16 protein-coding genes and 1 pseudogene are annotated in these 21,598 nt (G+C 64.8%); 10 read left to right on the top strand and 7 right to left on the bottom strand.

Annotated features, from left to right (window positions below; all coding sequences use genetic code 11):
- Positions 1–605 precede the first annotated feature (605 nt).
- Together istA and istB are read left to right on the top strand one after the other, a co-directional pair.
- Complete coding sequence (gene istA, locus E0T84_RS20935) at positions 606–1,841, top strand: IS21 family transposase (RefSeq protein ID WP_138745423.1); 1,236 nt, start codon at positions 606–608, stop codon at positions 1,839–1,841.
- Positions 1,841–2,638, top strand: coding sequence for an IS21-like element helper ATPase IstB (gene istB / locus E0T84_RS20930; RefSeq protein ID WP_138745422.1), 798 nt, complete (start codon positions 1,841–1,843; stop codon positions 2,636–2,638). The genes istA and istB overlap by 1 nt, the downstream gene beginning before the upstream one ends.
- Before the next feature lie 128 nt (positions 2,639–2,766).
- Here the strand turns inward: istB and E0T84_RS20925 are convergent, their stop codons facing one another.
- Entirely contained in the window at positions 2,767–3,501 is a 735-nt protein-coding gene (locus E0T84_RS20925; RefSeq protein ID WP_249383700.1) for a hypothetical protein, read from the bottom strand.
- A 316-nt stretch (positions 3,502–3,817) separates the two neighbouring features.
- Here E0T84_RS20925 and E0T84_RS20920 point away from each other — a divergent pair, with 316 nt between their 5' ends.
- Both E0T84_RS20920 and E0T84_RS20915 read left to right on the top strand, forming a co-directional pair.
- Entirely contained in the window at positions 3,818–4,429 is a 612-nt protein-coding gene (locus E0T84_RS20920; RefSeq protein WP_171055122.1) for a TetR/AcrR family transcriptional regulator, read from the top strand.
- Complete coding sequence (locus E0T84_RS20915) at positions 4,426–6,051, top strand: MDR family MFS transporter (protein WP_249383699.1); 1,626 nt, start codon at positions 4,426–4,428, stop codon at positions 6,049–6,051. Before E0T84_RS20920 ends, E0T84_RS20915 begins: the two co-directional genes overlap by 4 nt.
- 378 nt (positions 6,052–6,429) lie before the next feature.
- Here E0T84_RS20915 and E0T84_RS20910 read toward each other — a convergent pair whose 3' ends face one another.
- Positions 6,430–6,666 carry a hypothetical protein gene (locus tag E0T84_RS20910; protein WP_138745420.1) on the bottom strand — a complete coding sequence of 79 codons (237 nt, stop codon included), beginning with the start codon at positions 6,664–6,666 and terminating at the stop codon, positions 6,430–6,432.
- A gap of 285 nt (positions 6,667–6,951) precedes the next feature.
- On the opposite strand from E0T84_RS20910, the gene E0T84_RS20905 reads away from it, so the two are divergent.
- From E0T84_RS20905 to E0T84_RS20890, 4 genes are read left to right on the top strand one after another with little or no spacing between them, the layout of a single operon-like run.
- Positions 6,952–7,149 carry a ferredoxin gene (locus E0T84_RS20905; protein ID WP_138745419.1) on the top strand — a complete coding sequence of 66 codons (198 nt, stop codon included), beginning with the start codon at positions 6,952–6,954 and terminating at the stop codon, positions 7,147–7,149.
- A 2-nt stretch (positions 7,150–7,151) separates the two neighbouring features.
- Entirely contained in the window at positions 7,152–8,369 is a 1,218-nt protein-coding gene (locus E0T84_RS20900) for an NAD(P)/FAD-dependent oxidoreductase (protein WP_138745418.1), read from the top strand.
- Positions 8,370–8,382: 13 nt separating this feature from the next.
- Entirely contained in the window at positions 8,383–9,369 is a 987-nt protein-coding gene (locus E0T84_RS20895; protein ID WP_138745417.1) for a VOC family protein, read from the top strand.
- A 32-nt stretch (positions 9,370–9,401) separates the two neighbouring features.
- Positions 9,402–10,355: a fumarylacetoacetate hydrolase family protein gene (locus tag E0T84_RS20890; RefSeq protein ID WP_138745416.1), complete on the top strand. Its 954-nt coding sequence runs from the start codon at positions 9,402–9,404 to the stop codon at positions 10,353–10,355.
- A gap of 96 nt (positions 10,356–10,451) precedes the next feature.
- Here E0T84_RS20890 and E0T84_RS20885 read toward each other — a convergent pair whose 3' ends face one another.
- From E0T84_RS20885 to E0T84_RS20875, 3 genes are all read right to left on the bottom strand, one after another.
- A complete protein-coding gene (locus tag E0T84_RS20885; protein WP_212757724.1) occupies positions 10,452–11,222 on the bottom strand; it encodes an SDR family NAD(P)-dependent oxidoreductase in 771 nt (256 codons plus the stop codon).
- Positions 11,223–11,306: 84 nt separating this feature from the next.
- A complete protein-coding gene (locus tag E0T84_RS20880; RefSeq protein WP_138745414.1) occupies positions 11,307–13,109 on the bottom strand; it encodes an FAD-binding protein in 1,803 nt (600 codons plus the stop codon).
- Positions 13,110–13,207: 98 nt separating this feature from the next.
- Positions 13,208–14,662 (bottom strand): NAD(P)/FAD-dependent oxidoreductase, encoded by a 1,455-nt coding sequence (locus tag E0T84_RS20875; protein WP_212757723.1) that lies wholly within the window; start codon positions 14,660–14,662, stop codon positions 13,208–13,210.
- Positions 14,663–14,940: 278 nt separating this feature from the next.
- On the opposite strand from E0T84_RS20875, the gene E0T84_RS20870 reads away from it, so the two are divergent.
- On the top strand, positions 14,941–16,266 hold the full coding sequence (locus tag E0T84_RS20870) for a CdaR family transcriptional regulator (RefSeq protein ID WP_138745413.1): 1,326 nt from the start codon (positions 14,941–14,943) through the stop codon (positions 16,264–16,266).
- 11 nt (positions 16,267–16,277) lie between these two features.
- On the opposite strand, the gene E0T84_RS20865 is transcribed toward E0T84_RS20870, so the two are convergent.
- Positions 16,278–19,871, bottom strand: coding sequence for an indolepyruvate ferredoxin oxidoreductase family protein (locus tag E0T84_RS20865; protein ID WP_138745412.1), 3,594 nt, complete (start codon positions 19,869–19,871; stop codon positions 16,278–16,280).
- 105 nt (positions 19,872–19,976) lie between these two features.
- On the opposite strand from E0T84_RS20865, the gene E0T84_RS20860 reads away from it, so the two are divergent.
- Positions 19,977–21,167, top strand: coding sequence for a CdaR family transcriptional regulator (locus E0T84_RS20860; protein ID WP_138745411.1), 1,191 nt, complete (start codon positions 19,977–19,979; stop codon positions 21,165–21,167).
- A gap of 180 nt (positions 21,168–21,347) precedes the next feature.
- Here E0T84_RS20860 and E0T84_RS32585 read toward each other — a convergent pair.
- Positions 21,348–21,494 (bottom strand): annotated as a pseudogene (locus E0T84_RS32585) (cytochrome P450); the annotation flags it as partial.
- Positions 21,495–21,598 lie beyond the last annotated feature (104 nt).

The raw sequence follows: 21,598 nt of genomic DNA, 5'->3' as shown, positions 1-21,598 counted from the left end.
GAGCTCGCCTGAGATGCTCGCGTGCCTGCCGAAGGTTCCCGTCACCTCAAACCGAGACCGGTAAACGCGCTGTCAAGGATCTTGTAGGGATGCTCGTTGTTGAGTTCGGCGGCGCGAAAACAGACGTGCCCGTCAGGGCGGACGAGAACCGCGCCGGTCTTGTCGATTCCGTAGACATGGGTCCAGTCGACACTGTCGTCGGGTTCGAAGTCGCCCCCGGACCGGGGGTGTATGCGGCGACCTCGTCCAACCCGCGGCGCTTGGCCAGACCCGACCATCGGGCGCCCGAACTGGTCTGTCGAGAAGCCATCAATCGGACGTGTCTGGTCGCCGCAGGCACAGCGCCGACCAGACCGATCTCGCGCCCCTCACCACCACTCGGCATGTCGAAGGCTAGCGGTGGTGTGATCCGAGTTACACAGCAGTTTGACCCATCTTTTTTGCGTCAAATGGCCTAACCCCACCGCCTACGGTGTTCTCGACGGTGTGCACGAGGGTTGTCGCCCGTTACTTGTCGACGGCAACTGAATACTGACCAGTGCGCGGCAACTGAAAATTGACCAGCTTCCTGGAGACCCTTGGCTATCGGTCAAGGGAGGAAGCGAGTGTTGAGCGTGGAGGACTGGGCAGAGATCCGGCGGTTGCGCCGGTCGGAGCGATTGCCGATCTCGGAGGTCGCGCGAGTGTTGGGGATTTCTCGGAACACGGTGAAGGCGGCGCTGGCTTCGCAGGGGCCGCCGAAGTATGAGCGTGCGCCGGTGGGGTCGGTGGTTGACGAGGTCGAGCCTAGGATTCGTGAACTGTTGGCGGCCTATCCGCGAATGCCGGCGACGGTGATTGCCGAGCGGATCGATTGGTCGTATTCGATCCGGACGCTCAGTGAGCGGGTGCGGGAGTTGCGGCCGGTGTATCTGCCGCCGGACCCAGCCTCACGCACGACCTATGCTGCCGGCGAGATCGCCCAATGCGACTTCTGGTTTCCCGAGATCGAGGTGCCGGTCGGATACGGTCAGGTCCGCACCGCCACCGCACTGCCGGTGTTGACGATGGTGTGTGGGTATTCGCGGTGGGCATCCGCGCTGCTGATCCCGACACGCAGCGCAGAAGATCTGTATGCCGGTTGGTGGCAGCATCTTTCAGTGTTGGGTGCGGTGCCGCGGGTGTTGGTGTGGGACGGCGAAGGCGCGGTCGGGCGCTGGCGGGCACGACAACCTGAACTGACCGCGGCATGCCAGGCGTTTCGTGGCACGCTGGCCACCAAGGTGCTGATCTGCAAACCGGCCGACCCTGAAGCCAAAGGCTTGGTGGAACGTTTCCACGACTACCTTGAACGCGCGTTCCTGCCGGGGCGGGTATTCGCCTCACCGGCGGACTTCAACACCCAGTTGGCCGACTGGCTGGTGCGAGCCAATCACCGCCAACACCGAGTGCTGGGATGCCGCCCGGCCGACCGGATTGACGCCGACAAGGCGGCGATGCTGGCGTTGCCGCCAGTCGGGCCGAGTGTGGGATGGCGCAATTCGACACGGCTGCCGCGCGATCACTACATCCGCTTGGATAGCAACGACTACTCGGTGCATCCCGGCTCGGTCGGGCGGCGCATCGAAGTCACCGCAGATCTGGAGCGGGTCCGAGTCTGGTGCGCTGGCGCCCTGGTCGCCGACCATGGGCGGATCTGGGCCAAACACCAGACGATCTGCGATCCCGAGCACCTTGATGCTGCCAAGCTGCTGCGCCGCAACCGCTTCGAGGTCCTCACCGTGCCCGCTCACGTCGAGGTCGAACAACGCCGGCTGGCCGACTACGACACGGCACTGGGCCTAGATGGACCGGTGGCGTGATGGCCGCCAAAGCCACCACCAGCAGCCGGGACGTGACCGCCGAGCTGGCGTTTTTGACCCGGGCCTTGAAAGCGCCCACCCTGCGCGAGGCGGTGGGGCGGCTTGCCGAACGTGCCCGCAGCGAGACCTGGAGCTACGAGGAGTTCCTGGTGGCGTGTCTGCAGCGTGAAGTATCTGCCCGTGAATCCCATGGCGGTGAAGGACGCATCCGAGCTGCCCGCTTCCCGTCGCGGAAATCATTGGGGGACTTCGACTTCGACCATGCCAGAGGTCTCAAGCGTGACCTCATCTCCCATCTGGGCACTCTGGACTTCGTCACCGCCAAAGACAACGTGGTGTTCCTCGGCCCGCCGGGAACGGGGAAAACGCATCTGGCAATCGGTATCGCGATCCGGGCATGCCAAGCCGGGCACCGGGTCCTGTTCGCCACCGCGTCGCAATGGGTCGATCGCCTGGCCGGCGCTCACCACGGAGGCACGCTGCAAGCCGAACTCGTCCGACTGGCCCGCTACCCACTGCTCGTCGTCGACGAAGTGGGCTACATCCCGTTCGAGCCCGAGGCCGCCAACCTGTTCTTCCAGCTGGTGTCTTCGCGTTACGAGCGGGCCAGCCTCATCGTCACCTCCAACAAGCCCTTCGGACGCTGGGGCGAGGTCTTCGGTGACGACGTCGTCGCTGCAGCCATGATCGACCGTCTCGTGCACCACGCCGAGGTCATCGCACTCAAAGGAGACAGCTACCGCATCAAAGACCGAGATCTCGGCCGCGTCCCCACCGTCACGGCCGACGACCAATGAACCCCAAGCTGGTCAATTTTGGATTGCCGACAGCTGGTCAGTTTTCAGTTGCCGTTGACATTACTCCCGGTTACGCCGCCACGGCTTCACGATCGCTGCACCGGTTCTGGGCCGAGGCCGCTTCGGCTCTAGATCGGGTCGAACTTGGAGATCAGCCACCGGTCGTCCACCTTGTCCAACTCGACACGCACGCTTGAGGCTGTTTCGGTGGGCGCACCCTGTCCGATGATCACCGTCTGGTTGACAAACACCAGGACGACCGCATGATGTGCGTCGGCCGATACGGACGCCGCAGCCGGAACGGTCGCCACCGCAGAGATCTGCTTCTGCTGGGCTCCAGGGATCACGACGTCCCGAACCAGCTCGGAATACGAGTCGCGAAACGTGCCAGTCAGTAATTCACCCGCGGCATTGAGTTGTTGGTCTGCCGTGTCTGGCTGGTAGGACAGGATCGCCATCGTGCTGTCCTTGGCAGTTTGAACGGACTCGGCTCGCGCGGTATCCGAGTTGCCGGCGGAGTTGACCTGCCACTTGAGGAAACCGGCGGACAGGACGAGCGCGAACGCCAGTGCGGGCAGGATGCCGTATGCGACCAGACGGCACCACCCGACCGGTCGTTTCCTGGGTTCGGAATCCGTCGGTTCGGCTCCGTCGGTTTTCCCGCAGGCATGCTCGGCCCCCGGCTCCCTCGCGGATTCGCCTGATTCCAGGCTGGCAGCTAGATCCGTCGATGCGGCCTCAACGGTCTCGGCCGGTTGCGCAGCCACGCCTTCATCGGATTCCGTCGGCTGATCGCCCGTCCTCGTCTCATGTGCCTCCGTCGAGGCGTCGGTGATGCCTTTCGGCGTTCTGCGCCACTTCACGGTACAAACTCCACGTGCTGATCAGTCGACCTGTCTTGGTGCCCCTTTGGTACGCACCATTATGTCTACGCCGGCCGGTATCAGAGTGACGAAACCTCGACCTGGCCGTTTCACGAGACCGCGAGCTTGTCGTCAGGTACCGGGGCATCCGAGGCCGTGCTCCCGTGATCGGTAATCGTTCGACCCATCCGCGGTCGCTACCGAAGACGTAGAGGTCGACAGCACCCGCCTCGATGGTCACGGGTGCACTCGGTCGGGGCGACGACGCGGGCGAGTTGCACTCGTGCAAAGTTGCACTGGTGTAATGTTTGCCCTTGTGGGTTCGACCAGCGGCGGACTGCGCGCACGGCATCGCCAACAGGTGCTGGTGGATCTGCACGAGGCGGCCGTCTTGTTGGTGGGGCACGTGGGGTTTTCCGATGCCACGATCGATCTGATCGCTGACCGTGCGGGTGTGTCACGCCGAACCTTCTTCAACTACTACGCCTCCAAGGAAGACGCCGTGCTCGGGGCGACGCCACCGACGGCATCCGACCAGGCGCTGTCCGAATTTGCCGACGGCCGCCACGCAGATCAATTCACCCGCACGGTCCGGCTGATCGTGGCGATCGTGCGCTCGACCTTCGTCGCCGGGACCGTGATCGAGGAGCGGCGGGGGCTGATCGACCGATACCCACAGCTTCGTGAGCGGATGGCGCAACACGTAGCGGCCGCCGAGACCCTGACCGAGACGGCATTGGGTGAGCGACTTGCGGGGTCAGATTCCCAGCCCAGGTCGGCAGAATCGTCGCGTGCCCTGCTGATGCTTGCCGGCACGGTGCTGCGCTACGCCTACGCGACCGACCCCCACGCATTCGAGTCAGCCGATTCCATCGCGGTCGAGACAGCAATCTCCGTCTTCCGCAACGCTTTGAGGGAGATTTCTTGACGCCGGCTGAGCCGTTACCGGTCCAGAAGACCACGCCGAATCACATCGGCCCGCTGTTTGCGAGCCCGATGGTCGTCATGCTGCTGGCGTCACTGAACCAGACGGTATTGTCCACTGCGCTACCGACCGTCGTGGGTGAGTTGCGCGGCGTGGACCACATGACATGGGTCGTTACGAGCTACATCCTGGCTTCGACGATCGTGATGCCAGTCTACGGTCGCATCAGTGACCTGTTTGGCCGAAGACCAGTCCTGGTCGCCGCGATATCACTGTTTGTCGTCGGCTCAGTCGTCGGCGCCGTGGCTGCAAATATCGAATGGCTCATCGTCGGCCGGGTAATTCAAGGTGTGGGCGGCGGCGGCTTGATCGTCCTTTCTCAGGCTGCAATCGCCGATGTGGTGCCGGCTCGCGACCGCGGGAAGTATGTGGGTCTGATGGGTGCGGTCTTCGCTGTCGCCTCGGTCGCGGGTCCCCTATTGGGCGGTTGGTTCACCGAAGGCCCCGGATGGCGGTGGGCCTTCTGGATCAACGTTCCCCTTGGCGCCGCCGCCATCGCCGCCACAGTCGCGCTTGTCCATCTGCCGAGGACCAACCTGATCGGGCGACCACGGGTCGACTATCTGGGCACGTTGCTCCTCACGGTCGCGACAACCGCCATTGTCTTGGTCTGCACCTGGGGCGGCGCCGAATACGAGTGGCGCTCCCCGCAGATCATCAGCCTGATCATCGCTGCCGTAGTCGCGGCATCCCTATTTGCGGTCGTGGAATCCAAAGCGACTCAACCGATCCTACCGCTGACGCTATTCGAGGAGCGCGACTTCACGCTCAGCACCGTAGCCGCGCTGCTGTTTGGCGTCGCGATGTTCGGCGCCGTGGGCTACCTACCTACGTACCTGCAGATGTCGTCAGGAGTCGATGCCACCGAAGCGGGGTTGCTCATGATGCCGATGATGGGTGGCCTGCTCGCATCGTCGGTCGTCTGTGGGCAGGTAGTTTCCCAGACTGGACGATACAAGCGATATCCGATCATCGGCGCCGCCGTGATGGGTGTGGGGCTCGCGCTGATTTCGACACTGCACGCCGACAGCCCTACCTGGTTGCTGTGCATATACATTGGTGTGTTCGGCGTTGGGATCGGCATGGGAATGCAGATCCTCACCCTGATCGTGCAAAACTCGTTTCCGAACGCCGTCGTCGGCACGGCGACAGCCGCAACGAACTACTTCCGGCAGGTCGGCGCGAGCGTTGGTTCTGCCATCGTCGGGTCGATCTTCGCCTCGCGTCTCGTCGACTTGCTCGCTGAGAAGTTGCCTGCCGGCGAGGCCCGGTCGACCGACCCGAACGCCTTCACTCCCGCGATGGTCAGCCGCCTGCCCGATACCCTGCAGGTGCCGATCATCGAGGCCTATAACGAGGCAATGCTGCCCATCTTTCTATTCATGACACCCCTGGCTGCACTCGCAGTTGTCGCGCTCGCATTCATCAGAGAGAAGCCGCTGGCCCCAACGATCGAACGGGACATCCCCGCAGAATCACTCGCCGAAGGCCAACTCATTATCGATACACAACTGGCAGTGCACGAGGCCGTTGAACACAACCCGCGGCCGCCGGGCAGGCGGTGAACCCGACGCCGCCACCGATCACCCTCGCCATCGAAGTACCCGAGCGGGCTGACGTCGCATTCGTCGCGACCTTCCAATCCCCACCACAAAGTTCAACACTTGTAGGCTCTTGCTGAGGGTTTCAGATCGACCGACCCGCCACCGAATCCGATTCCTCAACGCCTCCAACGCCAGTCGATACGGCTGCAACTGGATCCGCAACCGTCGGGCGGGTCGACGACAATCCAGATCGGCAGCGATGGCGGGCTGCTCGAGCGGCCCGCACCATGATTCCCTCGACATCGCACCGGCCCGATCTCGTAGGTATCCGGATCAGGGAGGCGACAGGCCTGCGACTCGTGAAACCACCGCGCGACGGCAAAGGGTGTGCCGCGCGGCTCAACTCTTGCTCAGTACCGAGGCCAATGCGCCAGCCAGGGCCAGTTCCGGGTTCTCGCCGAGATTGCCTGTGCGCCAGGCGACATGGTTGTCGGGTCGGACGAGCAGCGCGCCGCCGTTGCCGATCTCGGCCACGGCCGCCCAGGTACCGTCGGCGTCGAGGTAGTCGGCGCCTACCTGCGCCACGTTGATCGGATGCCCGAGTTTCACCGAGACTTCCTGTGTGGGATCGACCACGCGGCACCGTCCTTGCCGGTGAACAGACCGAAGGCACCGTTCGCGCTGACGACATCATGCGTCGACACCCGCGCACCGCTGTGCTCGAGCGGCATCGTCACAACCGGACGTTGGACATTTGACGTATGCCGAGGTCAGTCATCTGCCCCTGCGAAAGTTCGCGCGCGACCGTTAGCGTCGAAGCACCATGAAAACACGCCGTAACAGGCGCCCGCGGACGGCGGCATGGAAACCGCCCGTGCAGCCCACGGGTTGTCCATGGCAGAGTCAAAAGGAAGTACCGAGATGAAGATTCAGGTCGACACCGGCCGTTGTCAAGGCACCGCGATGTGTCTTGCGGTCGCACCGGATCTCTTCGACCTCGACGCCAACGGAATCGCCGAGGTTCTCGTGGACGAGCTGGGCCCAGACCTCATCGCACAGGCCGAGGAGGCAGTGCTCGCCTGTCCCGCGGCGGCGCTGACGATCGTCGAGGACGAGTAACGGTGACCACACCGCACGGGGTCGGCCTCCGCGACGTCATCGTCGTCGGCGGCTCCGTCGCGGGTATCCGCACGGCCATGGCGCTGCGCCGCCGTGGATATGACGGACACATCCGCGTCATCAGCGCCGAAGCCGCACCGCACTACTACCGCCCCAGTCTGTCGAAGGCCTACCTGAGCGACGAACAGAGCGCGCAGGACTTGGCCCTGCCGATTCCCGATGACCTCGGCCTGGAGTTGTGGTCGGCCGCATCGGCGACGGCACTCGACTCCGTCGGCAAGCGACTGACCGTACGTGGGTCGGACGACACCGTCGAGTTCGGCTACGACGGGCTGGTGATCGCCAGCGGACTGACGCCCAAGGTTCTGCACTTGTCCGAGCTGGCAGGCATTCACTACGTGCGCGAGCTCTCCGAGGCGCGAGTCCTTCGCCAGGAGCTGAAGTCTCGCCCGAGAGTCGTCGTGATCGGGGGTGGCCTGATCGGCTGCGAGGTGGCCGCCACCTGCCGCAAACTCGGCCTCGACGTGACGATCGTCGAGGCCGCCGACCATCTGCTCGAGCCGGTACTCGGTGAGACGGCCGGCCGGCTGGTGACCGAACTCCACCGAGAACACGGGGTGCAGGTCCGCACCGGCGTCGGCCTCGCCGGCATCGCCGGACAGTCGCAGGTGGAGGCCGTGGACCTGTCGACCGGAGAGCGGTTACCGGCCGATCTCGTGGTGGTGGCAGTCGGCGCCCGACCGCGAACCGACTGGCTCGAAGGCTCCGGGCTGCAGGTCCGCGACGGCGTCGTCTGCGCAGCCAACCTGCGCGCGCTCGGGGCCGATTCCGTCGTCGCCGTCGGCGACGTGGCTCGCGTTGAAGATTCCCGGGGCGGAGGCTCGACGCGAATCGAACACTGGGAGAACGCGGTACGCCAGGCGGACACCGCCGCACGGACACTGCTGGAAGGCCCGGGCTCGCCGCCCTTCACCGGACACACCACGTTCTGGTCCACGCAACACGGTCTCCAGTTGCATGTATCGGGCCGGCCCGCCGCCACCGACGAACTGCGGTTGGCCGAGGGTCGGTTCGAGGACCGCTGCGCAGTGGCGACCTATCACTGCGGCGAGCGGGTGAGCGCCATCCTCGCACTCAACCAGCCGCAGCGATTGCGCGCGTATCGCCACCTGCTCGACACCCCGGACCGTGCCACTGCCCAACAATCATCCCCGATCTGAGAAGGAGTTCGCCATGACCGCACAAGCACCGGAAACCGTGAAACTGACCCGCCAGTCGGCGGTCACGTCGCCGTTGCTGAAGGCCCGTGCTCTGATCAGTGCCACCCTGCCATCGCGTGACCTGGCTGCCTCGGAGGCCTTCTACACCGAAGCCCTCGGTTTGGAGGTGCGTCGGCTGGCCGAGGATCGGCTCGTGGTCCGTCTGGGCACCGACCACGTCTACGAGATCGAGAAGGTCGACCGTGAGATCGAGATGCCGATCTTGCGGCACAACGGCTTCCAGTCCCGCGGCGACCTGGTGGCCGAGCACGCCAGGCTGCAGGAGGAGCAGGCCGAATACGGCGTCAAGAAGATGACCAAGCCCATGGTTCAGCACGGCACGTTCGGCTTCTACATGCAGGACCGGGACGGCAACTGGTGGGAGGGCAACCTGGCCGTCGACGGACCGATGGAGGAGGGCCTGGAGGATCTCACCGACCATCCGGACATGACCCCCGAACAGACCCGAGCGAGGTTCGCACCGGGAGTCGACATCCTTGCCGACCGCATCTCGGCCTACCGCGAGGACCACAAGGACGACAACACGCCACCCAAACCCTCGATCTTCCAAAGCATTCGCATCTCGCACGGCACGCTCGAGGTCAACAACCTCCAGGAATCCCGCCGGTTCTACGAGGAGGTGCTCGGCCTGAACGCGTTCCAGCAGTCCCCGATCTCCATGATGGTCGGGCTCGGTACCGATCATCGCTACGTGGCGGTGGCGGCCAACGATCCGAGCATGGAGCACTGCCTGCGCAACCGCCTGATCTTCGACTCCGAGGCAGATCTGCTCGACGCGCACAATTCGTTGAAGGGGCTGCCCGCTACGCATGTGACCGAGCTGTCGAAGCCGGACACGGATGCATTAGGGCGGTTGGCATTTGAGTTCCTCGACCTCGACCGGAACTGGTGGGAGCTCTACTACGACCCGCAGGGTGCGCCCTCGCGCTACTTCGACTGACACCGATCCGGCATTCATTGGGGAGTTGCATCGTGAAGCTTGTCACCTACCGCACCACCGAGGGCGGCCCGCAGCGCGCGGGCGCGTTACTGCCCGGCGGCTTTGTCGCCGATCTCGACACCGTCCGGCGTGGCCTCGACCTGGAGTTCGACGGCGTCAGAGCCTTGCTGGCCCTGGGTGAAGACGCCTGGCGACCTCTGACCGAACGGCTGGAGAGCCTGGCCGCGGACCCGTCGGCCGGGTTGGCCGAGGGCTGGGTACTCCGCGAGGCGGATGTCGAATTGCTGCCGCCAACCGGATCGCGCCCCTTCATCCTCGGCTGTGGTGGCATCTTCGCTTCCCACCTCGAGGAGATGGGGGTCCCGCCCGTCCCCAACCCTCAACCCGACGGGTTCATCGTGAACCCGAACATCGTCATCGGCTCCGGCCAATCGATCGTCCTGCCCGAGCTCGCACCGGATCAGGTCGACTTCGAAGGTGAACTCTGCGTGGTGTTCGGGCGCCCCACCTACCGTGTCAGCGTCGAGGAAGCGATGGACCATGTGGCGGGATACACGATCTACAACGATGTCTCCGCACGAAATGCGAACGGCGGCTTCACATCAGCCGATCCGGCAGAACGGGTCGCATCCTACGCCGGCATCGTCAGGCACAAGGGCTTCCCGACTTTCGGACCGCTCGGTCCGTGTATCACCACCCGCGACGAACTGACCGACATCGAAAAATCCCGGCTGGTCACCACCGTCAACGGCCAGGTCATGCAGGACGACCTGATCGGTAACCTGGCCATGAGCATTCCCAAGGTCATCGAGCGGGTCACCAGATTCCACTCTTTCGAGGCCGGCGATCTCATGACGCTCGGCACGCCGGCAGGCGTCGGCTACGCGCAGAGCCCGCAGGTCTACCTCGCCGCCGGGGACGTCGTCGAGATCACGGTGGACGGGATCGGCACGCTGCGCAACCCGGTGACAGCCGACCAGCCCTGAACCGGCCCCGCGCCCGACCGGCCCAGGTCGCCGGATTGCTTTGTTCCCCAGACGGTTCCGAACGCGGACTCGGATCCCACACGACCGAGCCAGGATCTATACGGTCTTCAACGATCCCCCGTCGATCGCGACGTCGGCGCCGATCAGATTGGGTGCGCAGCCCGAGAGCAGGAACACGATCAAGCGGGCGACTTCTTCAGGTTCGGTGATCCGTCCTGTGGTCAATCCGAACTGCTGCGGCAGCTGGTCCAGGAACTGGCTGTGCTCCAACCCCAGTGCTGCGGCGACTGTGGTTCCGATACCACCCGGCTCCTCCCAGGGTGCGGTGCGGACCACTCCGGGAGAGACCGTGTTGACCCGAACGCCCTGGGGCCCGAACTCCTCAGCAAGTGCCTTACTGAGCGCAGTGACGGCGGCCTTCGCAACGTTGTATGCGGCGATTCCAGGCGCGGGCAATCTGGCGTTGATCGATGACACGTTGATAATTGACCCGCGCCGGGCGATCAGATGCGGCAACGCGGCACGGCTCGTGCGGATTACGGTGAACAGGTTGACGTCCAGGTTCGCCTGCCATTGCGCATCGTCGATGTCCAGGAATCCCGCGAACTGGACGGCCTCGCCTCCGCCGACGTTGTTGACCACGAAGTCCAGCCCTCCCAGCTCCGACACCGCGTGCTCGACGAGTTCCTCCGGGCCGTGCGCGCTGGTGAGATCGACCGCCATTGCGCCCGGACTCACCTCCCTGAGTTCGGGACTGACGTGTCGCGCCGCACCCACCACGTGTAAACCCTCGTCGGCGAGGGCTTGTACGGTCTTCAGACCGATACCTCGACTGGCCCCGGTAACCAGCGCTGTCTTGCCTTGCATTTCGAACTTCACTGCTGCGCCGCCACTTTCATGTCGAAGTGATATTTCCCTGCTCAGGCCTCACGTACTGCCCGCCCGCCGGTCCTATGCCGGCTGAGTCGTTGCTTCTGGCCGTTCGGCGTCCGAAGGCATCGAACTCATGGCAGCCAGCAGCCCAACGACCTGCGCGCTGTCGACATACTCTTCGAGCCGCGTGACCTTGCCCGATTCCCCGACGTGCACGGCAAGCGCGGCCGGGGCGCGGAATGTCGAGCCGTCTGGGAGGGTGCCCACGACGACGTATCGCGCCCACGCCACGCCGTCGACAACAGGAAAGGTCCGCAGGTCCGTCAGATCGAAATCTGGCACGAGGGATCGGACCGCGCGCATCGCCTGCAGCCCGGTTGGCAACATCGGAACCTCGACTTCGTCGAACGAATGCCAGCTCACTGCGTCCGGAGCGAAGAGATCCGTACCGGGCGACTGGTTGCACTGTGCCTCGATCACACGTTCCACGATGTGCACCGGTGGGATGTTCTTGTTGAACCGGAACCTGTTGTTCGGATCCCAGACGGACTTGATCTCCCGGAGCCGACGGAACCGCACGTCGCCGCCGTAGGCGTTGCGCAGCCACTCCGGACCCCGGTCCTGCGTCAGGTTGATATAAGTCTCCGGCAGCGACAGCGGTTGCAGGGACTCGACCGTGTCGTTCGCCCAGCGGTCGTAATCGGAATCGGAATCGGGCGAGTCGAAGATGGCGATGAGCTCCCAGAGCCAGCCTGCACCCTGACGGGGAAAGGCGGTGGAATCCGCGTCGAAATCTTCGGTGATGGCGCCTTTCATGCAGTAGAAATTGATCCCCGTACTGCGCATGTCCGGCCGACGCGGGGCACGCAGTAGCTGGTCCACCGACGCGTCGATGACATCGTCGGACAGGGCAGCGATGTAGCCGCCGCGCTGGGCCACCCGCGTGCCCCATGGTGCGAGCTCGTCGATCATGCTGTTCGTCTCGAGCCATGTTCGCTTGGTCACGTCATTGAGCATCGGATTGCCAAGCGCCGCAATCGAAGAGACGGCGTCGTCGGCGCGACTGAGATCGCCGCTGTAGACGACGAACATCGCCAGCACATGGTCGACCGGTGTCTCTGGCGGCGCGGAGGTGAGCGTGACCAGAACGGAGAGTTCGCGCGGCGCGGTTTCCATGAGCGTCGCCAGCCGCCGTAGGACATCTGCCGCGTCGTCGATTCCGAAGAAGATCATCCCGCTCACGACGTCAGGTCCGACCGGATGCGCACGGTATTCGAAACTCGTGACGATTCCGAAGTTACCGCCGCCGCCGCGCAGCGCCCAGAACAAGTCGGGGTTGTTGGTGGCATCCGCTCGGACCTGGCGGCCGTCGGCAGTGACGACCTCACATGCCAACAGATTGTCCACGGTCGCGCCGAAGCGCCTCATGAGATGTCCGACACCGCCGCCCAGCGTCAGGCCGGCGACGCCGGTGACGCTGTTGGTGCCTGACGGTACGACCAGACCGTGTTGCTGCGCCGCCGCGTCGATCTCACCCAGGAGCACTCCGGGCTCGGCGCGCACAACCCGAGTGTCAGGCTCGACGGTGATGCCCCGCATCAGAGAGAGGTCGATGACGAGTCTGTCGTGGGCCACGGCGCAGCCATCCGTGTTGTGACCGCCGCCACGGACGGCCAGCGGTATGCCGTTGCGACCGCCACTCCACCGGACAATGGCCGCTACGTCGTTCGCGTCGGTGCAGCGGGCGATGGCCAGAGGTATCCGATCTGCGGCTCGGCCGCTGAACAACCGTCGCGCATCGTCGAAATCCGCGTCACCGGGTCGAAGGAAGATGCCGCGGAAATCCGACGGCACCTCGCCCAATTCATCAATCGCAGTCATAACCCGATCGAACTCCTTTGCCATTCATCGTCGGGGCGGGATTGCCGCCGTCGTTCCGTTCGCACATCTGGCCGACCCGCAGAGCCGGGGCCGAGAACCTATTCACCGGCGACAAGATCCACATGGCCCTGGGCCGGCGCGGCAGCGAATTCAGCCCCGCGTTGTCGCCGTCTCCCCCAATTCGCCGAGGCCACCGCCAAAAGGACCCGAGGTGCGAAAAGGCTCGACGAAGGTGCGGACAAGGCGGCAACCTTCAAGAATTGCCCCCCGGCCACAAGGCTCGTCTCAGAGGCGGTCTGAACCCATTCGACATATCTGTTGGCCAGCCGTACCGACAGTGGCCGCGGTCCGACAACCTCCGGCAAGGCCAGGTCGCCCCCGACGGCCACCTGCCATGCCATGTTGATGGGTTTGACCGCGGCGCGGAAGAACCTCTGCGCCAAGTCGTGCCGACCGCGGCGCAGGCAGCGTTGGAGCGCGGCGGCTTCCATGGCGGCAACCGTCATCCCTTGGCCGTAGATCGGGTTGAAACTGCATATCGCGTCACCGAACACCAGCAGACCGGCCGGAAACCGGGTCATCTTGTCGTACCGGCGCCAACGGTTGGACGGGGTGCGGAATCGGGAAACCTCCCCAATCGGTTCGGCGCGGCGCAGTACTGACATCACGTGTGCCGGCGTGAACTCGTCAATGAAGTCCAGCACCCCGGCGAAGTCGGACGGCGGCTCGGTTCCGAGCATCCCGTAGGACGTGACCACCCACATGTCGTCCTCGCAGGCGACGATCGCCACCCCGGTCGCGCGGCCTGGCACCGGCGAGTTCAACACGGCAACTTCCCGCAGCGTGCCAGCCGGGATCCGCACGAACTGGCTGCTGTACGCCAATCGCCCCACGACTTCGTCCTCTTCCGGACGGTCGTAGCCGAAGGATTCCAGAAACACCGGTGTCCGAGAACCGCGCCCGGTGGTGTCCACGACCAGATCAGCGCCTATCGTCTGCGTCTCATGACCTTCTCGAGACGAGATGGTGACTCCGGTCACGCGGCTGCGATCCTCGTTGCAGGTCAATTCGCCGAACTCATGTCCGTCCAAGATCGTCACGTTCGGGATGGCACGTACCCGCCGGCGAACGTGATCTTCGAGAAATGGCCGAGATTGCAACGCCAGGCCTTTGAAACCGTGGAGCTTGCCCGGTCGAACCAGATGGTGCCCGCCAAAGTACATATCGCACTTCGAGGAATCCGGGCCCCAGAATTTGGCGCCGTCGTTGATGAGCTCCGCGCCCAGGCCCGGAAACAAGCCATCAAGGATCTGCCAGCCCTGGTGCCACAGCGCGTGCACGTGCCGGCCCTGAGGCACGCCGCGTCGTTGCTCGACTCCGTTCGGCAGCGCGTCGCGCTCGACCACCGTCACTGTGCGGTAGTAGTGGGAAAGCACTCTGGCGACAAGGAGCCCGCCCATGCTGGCCCCCAAAACGACCGCATGCTCGGTCTGTTCCACCTCGTGCTCAGCGGCCCGTCCACGCAGATTCCGTACGTCGCTGATCTTTCTCACCACTGCGGTCCCTTCTCAAAGCCTCGGCGCCCTCGCTGCAGTCGGCTGACCAGGACCATGGGTCGACATCATCGAGCAACTTTCCGACCGCCCGCGTCCTCGCCAGTTCTTCCTGCTCCTCCCGCCGTCGGCCTCGCGACTCGACGACGTGGGGTGTGTCACAATTCGACTTCTGTGTGGTGCCGCTTACTACAGGCTGAAGCACAAAGTTGCGAGCAATTCTTGGTCGCCAAACCAAAAGCGCTGACCAGCAGCTCCGAAGTTTGGGAAGGAGGACCATGCACGATTGGGCCAAATGCCTACACAGCACCCGACCAGTCGGATCTGAACACGAGTGGCTGGGCCCTGACGGCACACGGATCGGCGATCACCTCGGCGAGGGCGCCGTCGCATGGGCGACCGAAGTCGGTGAGGCAATCGCAGCCAAGATGGGGAAAGAAGTTCCTCAAGTCGTCCAAACCGCCTCGCAGTTCAGCGTGCTGCGCCGCACCACGACATCGTCGACGCTGAGGGCGCTCACGCTGGTGACCGGTCTGGGAGAGCCCGAATCTTCGCTGGTCAGCGCCGAAGCCCTAGAGACCGCACAAGACTTCGCCCGACGCGGCCTCGAACTCAACGACATCTTGCGGTCGATACGAGTCGGGTCGACCGTACTGGTCAAAGCGCTGCTTGACGCCATCATCGAACACGGCAACGACACCGGGGAACTGCGGCGGGTATCGATACTCATGCTGGAGGTGATGGACGATTTCACCAGCGTCATCACCACGACATTCATCGATGAACGACGTGCCCAGGAAGCCGACGTATCCGCCGCACGACTGGACCTCGCGCGAGCCCTGATCGACGGTAAACCCGTCGATGAGGACGTAGCCACGCGCCTGTTGGATCATCCGCTGAAAGCCGACCATCTTGCCTTGATCGCCTCCAGCGATTCTCCCGGAAACCTGAGGCGGGTCGTAGATCCCGTCTTCAGGCATTGGGGAACGCCTCAGGCCAAACTGATCATCCCCGTTGGGGGACATAGCCTGTGGGCATGGGCCGCCTTCACGCCGGCAACGGCCTGCCAGGACGAAAGCCCGCTTCCCAGCTATGACAACGTCAACATCGCCGTGGGCCAACTCGGCCCCGGTGTCGATGGATTCCGACGTACGCATCTTGAAGCCAAGGCCGTCGAACGACTGCAGTCACTGTCCACCACGGCCCGCACGTCGACCATCTCGCACCAAGCCGTCGACCTCGAGGCACTGCTGTTGATGGATGCCGAGGCAGCAAAGCTGTTCGCTGCTCGCTACCTCGGCCCACTCGCGGGTTCTGAACCCCGAATCATAGAACTACGCTCCACCCTCGAACCCTACTTGGCGTGCGATCACAGCCTCAACAAAGTCGCTGAGCTGAAACATATTTCACGGAACACCGTCACCTATCGAGTGCAGCAGGCACTGGCCATGTGCGAGCACCCTCCCGGCGAAGACACAACAAAGCTGCGGGCCGCTCTGGCGATCGTCGAATGGCTCGCCAACGCTGGGGCGGACAACATCGGCTCGGATCACCCGAGCAACCGCCACGCGCCGACCACATCCCACCAAGCGACGACCGCTTGATTGTCCGGCCGTCACCAGGATCGTGCCGATCCCGGCGGCACATCCCGGTTGGCCGCGACGGCTTGCCCCGTTGCCGCGCCGGAGTTTCGGAGCGCAGCGGTGATCTCGCCACGCCGTGAGTAATAGCGCGCCAGCGACCGCATCTTGATGTCCTCATAGCCGCGGACCCACTCGGGCAGTGCGGCCAGTTCGCGCACGAGCGAAGCACTTTCGGGTGACAGCCCGGCGGCGGCCACCCGCATGGCCTCGACATAGTCGGCGATGAACGCACGCTCGGCTCGGCGAACTCTGGCGTAGCCGAAAATATCGAGCTTGGTACCGCGCAACCCTCGCAGCCGGTACAGCAGGCGCAGCATCGGCTGCGCCCACCATGACTGCAGCCCGATCTTCCGGTCGAGGCCGACGGCTCTCAGGATCGGCGGCAGCAGCAGGACCGAGTAGCGCGCGCCCTCGCCGAACTGCTCCTGCAGCGTCGCCACGAACGCCGGATCGGTGTGCAGTCTGGCGACCTCGTATTCGTCCTTGTACGCCATCACCTTGAAGAGCTGATGTGCGTACTCCTCGGCTATGTCGCCTGCCCCGTCGAGGGCCGCTGCCTCCGCGGCACGGACGCGTTCCACCTCCTGGGCGTACCGCTGTGCGTACCGAGGGCTCTGGTAGGCGATCAACTCCTCGACACGTCGACCCACGACGTCGGCCAGCGGACCTGCGGTGGTATCGACGAGCGCCGCGATCTGCGCGCCGCGGTGTTCGACGTCCCGCCTGCCGGTGTCGCGGCCGGCGGAACCGTCGGGCGACGCCGCATCGGCGACGTGCTGCCGGCCGAGCCGGAACGCCGCGATGTTGCGATCGACCTGGACGCCGTTGAGGTCCAGTGCCCATTCGATGTCCGCTGGGTCCAGCGGCAACACACCGGCCTGCACCGCGACACCGAGCAGGAAGACGTTGGCGTACTGGTCGTCGCCCAACGCGGCGCCGACCACTGCACGGGCATCGACGAAAACGTTCTCGGTGCGGTGCCCCGACCACTCGATGCGGTCGATCAGCTCCTGGCGCTCGGGAAAAGAGGTCTCGATGTCGGTGACCATCGTGCCGGTCGGCGTGACCGATGTGGACACGACGGCGTAGGTCCGCTCGGGCGCGATGACGGCGAGGTTGGCTTGCGCCGCGGCGACGAGCACGTCGCAACCGAGGTACAGATCGCAGCCACCGGGGCCCACCTTGTTGCTCCCGACGATGTCGGAGGTGGAGAACCGGATGTCGGAGACCACCGCGCCGCCCTTCTGTGCCAGCCCGAGCTGGTCGAGTCCCGCGACCTTGAGCCCTGCGTGCGAGGCGGCCGCCGCCAGCACTTGGGCCACGGTGACCACCCCGGTACCGCCGACTCCCGTGATGCGCATGCTGAAGTCGTCGGTACTCACGAGCCGCGACGGCTGGGGCAACTCCCGGTTCTCCACCTTCACGGGCGGTGCGGCGCGCGGCTTCTGCTTACCGGGGATCACTTCCACGAAGGACGGGCAGTCACCCTTGATGCAGGAGAAATCGAGGTTGCAGGACGCCTGGTGGATCTGCGTCTTACGACCGAACTCGGTCTCGACGGGCTGCACGGACAGACAGTTGGACTTGTCCCCGCAATCGCCGCATCCTTCGCAGACCCGCTCGTTGATCATGATGCGCTTCTTGGGTGTCTCGACCAGCCCGCGCTTGCGTTTTCTGCGCAGCTCGGTTGCGCATTCCTGCTGGTGGATCAGGACGGTGACACCGGATGTCCTGGCGAGTTCCTCCTGGACGGTCACCAGGTCATCGCGATGACGGATCTCCACGACCCGGGGTGGCTTACGGCGCCCGAACTCACGACGACTGGCCTTGGGGTCGTCGGAGGTGATCACGATCCGTTTGACACCTTCGGCGAGCAGTTCGGCGACGACCTGGGGCACCCGCATCTTGCCGACCGCGTCCTGTCCCCCGGTCATCGCGACGGTGTCGTTGTAGAGCAGCTTGTAGGTGATGTTGGCGCCCGCCGCGATCGAGGCGCGGACGGCCAGCGAGCCCGAATGGTGAAAGGTGCCGTCCCCCAGATTCTGGAACAGGTGATCGCGGGAGACGAATGGGGACATCCCGATCCAGGCGGCGCCCTCGCCCCCCATGGCGCACAATCCGATGCTCGTCCCCACCCGTTTTTCCGGGAAGAAGGTGACCATGCCGTGGCAGCCGATGCCCGCCCCGATCAGAGATCCGTCGGGTACCCGCGTCGAGCTGTTGTGCGGGCAGCCGGAGCAGAAGTAGGGGCTTCGCGGCAGGATCGGTAGCAGCGTCGGCACGCGCGGCACGGTCGCCTGCCGCTCCAGCCACTGCGACACCGAGTGTGCGCCACCGTGATCGCGGATCCGCGGCGCCAGGCGAGAGGCGATGTAGTCCGCCGGGATGTCGCCGTCGGCGCGGAACAACTCGTTGCCGTTCTCGTCGCGTTTGCCGACGATGCTCGGGGCGCCGGCCGTGCCGTAGAGGAGATCCTTCAGCGCGAGCTCGATGAAAGCCTTCTTCTCCTCGACCACCACGATCTCGTCAAGACCGTCGGCGAAGGTGTCGACGATCCCGGGCTCGAGGGGGTTGACCATCGCCAGTTTGAGAACGCGCACCCCGCTGGCGCCGATCGTAGAGTCGGGGATACCAAGATCCGAAAGTGCCTGGCGCACTTCGGTATACGTCGCACCGGCAGCGACGATGCCGATTCGGGCGGTCGGGTCTCCGATGATCCGGTCGAGGCGGTTGGCTGCGGCGTACCGCCGGGCGATTTCCAGCCTTTCCCGAGACTGCGAGCGTTCCAACCGGCCGAGCACGGGCTGCAGCAACTGGCCGGTGACGGTGTGGGTGAACTCATTGCCCTCGAAGCTCCGATCGGGTTCGACGGGTCGCACCCGATCCGGATGCACGTCGACCGCACCCGAGCCGTCCACCACATTCGTGGCGAGCTTGAGCGCCACCCAAAGGCCGCACATCCGCGACATGGCGATGCCGTGCAGTCCGAGGTCCAGAATGTCCTGCGGATCCGACGGGGACAGACACGGCATGCCGAGTTCTGCGATCGCCGGTTCCGAGCTGCTCGGCACCGTCGACGATTTCGCGGTCGAATCGTCGCCGACGAGCGCGAGCACCCCACCGTTGCGATCAGTACCGGCCAGGTTGCTGTGGCGCAGCGCATCTGTTGCCCGGTCCAGGCCGGGTGCCTTGCCGTACCAGATGCCCACCACACCGTCGCCGATGCGATCCGGTGATGCCGACGCCACCTGCGATCCCTGCACGGCGTTGGCACCGAGCTCTTCGTTGACCGCGGGTTTGAAGACGACACGATGTGCGGCCAGCCGACCGGCCTGCCGGGCGAGCTGGAGGTCCAGACCGGCCAGCGGCGATCCTTCGTAACCGGAGACGAAAACCGCGGTATCCAGCCCGCTCCGCTGATCGAGGCGGCGCTGATCCATCGGCAGCCGTACCAGCGCCTGGATCCCGGAGAGGTGCAAGTGACCGTCGAGCAGGTCGAATCGATCCTCCAGGGCGTTCGCTGTCGCTCCGGGAACGGCTCCCGGAGCCTTCTGGTCCGTGCTCACCTGGCAAACCTCCCGACGTTATCCTTGGTGTAATCACCAGTCTCTTTGATCGAGGGTGGGACAAACAAGGTGCGAATGCGCAAAAATATCGAGGTGCCACAGGACATGATTCGTGATAATCACGAAGCGACGGGCAGCAACTGGTCACCCGTGCGACAGATGTGCCGTGCCGTTGGCGGCGAGCTGGGGGACATCTCGGCCGCGGTGACCGAATTCATCCGGGACACGGTTCCCGAATACCTCGTGGTTCCCGAGGATGATCACCGCGCGGGCGTCGAGAGTCAGCTGCGGATCCGGCTCGCGGCGCTGTCCCAACGCCGACCGCTGAACGAAACCGAGCTGTCCGCCTCGAGCGGGCTCGCCGCGGCCCGCGCCGCGCAGGGAATCCCGATCGACGCGTTGATCGCCGCGCACCAGGCAGGCGACCGGGAGATCTGGCGTCTCGTCGTCGAACGCGGCTCACCCGCCCTGGGACCGCTGATGCCGGAGATCGGGCGGATGATGTTCGCCGCGACCAGCGCTGCCACCGAAGTGATGGCCCGGACACACAGCCGGGTGGCCCGCGACATCGACGGCGGCCGCATCACGTTGGCGCACCAGTTCCTCGAGTTGCTGGGCAATCCGAATGAGCATGCCGAAGCGAGCCTGATCGCGGGTCGGCTCGGCTTCGATCCGCACGGCGAATTCGTCGGGCTCGTGTGGCTGCCGACCCTCGGGACGGAGATGGCGCCTCCGCATGAGGAAGCGTCCTCGCTTCGGTCGGCGTCGCTCGGTATCGCTGTCCGTGCCGTTGGGGAAGGACGGTTCGAGATGATCGCGCAAGGCGGCGATCCCGAACTGCTGACGGCGCAGATCTCGGAGCGGTTGCGTGGCGGCCGACTGGGGATCGGATTGCCGAGGCAGGGGCTGGCGGGCGCGCTGGCAAGCCTGGCGGACGCCAGAATCGCACTGGTGGCGACCTCGCCGTCGCGCCCGAGCATCCGATTCGCCGAGCACTGGCCAGAGGCACTGATCCTGGCCGGCGGCGACCAGATCCGGCCACTGATCCAGCGGGCCGTCGACGTGGCACGCGATCAGCCTCACCTTGCCAAGACCGTGCTCGCCTTCGCGAATTCGGACATGTCGCTGGCCACGACCGCCGAGCACATCCATCTGCATGCCAACAGCGTCACCTACCGGCTGGATCGCTGGGCGAGCCTCACCGGTGAGCAACCCAGAACGTTCGATGGCCTCATGCGGTCGGTCATCGCATGCCGACTGGCCGGAGTGCTGACGGCGACTCGCGAGCCGAATTAGTCTTGGACGATCGAGAACCCACCTCTGGGGCTCGGGCGCGTGGATGTCCGGGATGCGGGCGTACACCTCGGTGAGCAGCGAGCAGCATGGTGCGGACCAGCGCAGCGCCGAAGCAGTAGTGCGGGCCGCCGCTACCGAAGGAGATGTGGGGGTTGGGATTACGCAGGAGTCGAACGTCCCCGGATCCTCGAACACCTCCTCGTCGCGGTTGCCCGAGTAACACCAGAGCACCACCTTGTCGCCGTCCTTGATCTCGGCATCACGCACGGCGATGTCCTGGGTGGCGGTGCGCCACATATGAAGACCCGGCGGAGCGAACCGCAGCACCTCCTCGACGGCCGTCCTCTCCTCTAAAAGAACTGCATACAAAGGGAATCCGAACTCCGTCGAGGACTAGCCTTTGCAAAGTAGCTGGTGCCGAAGACATCTCG

Source organism: Mycobacterium sp. DBP42 (genome assembly GCF_005924235.1).
GTDB classification, from domain to species: domain Bacteria; phylum Actinomycetota; class Actinomycetes; order Mycobacteriales; family Mycobacteriaceae; genus Mycobacterium; species Mycobacterium syngnathidarum.
The sequence above is the reverse complement of the archived record's forward strand: the minus strand, read 5'-3'. Positions and strand labels throughout refer to the sequence as shown.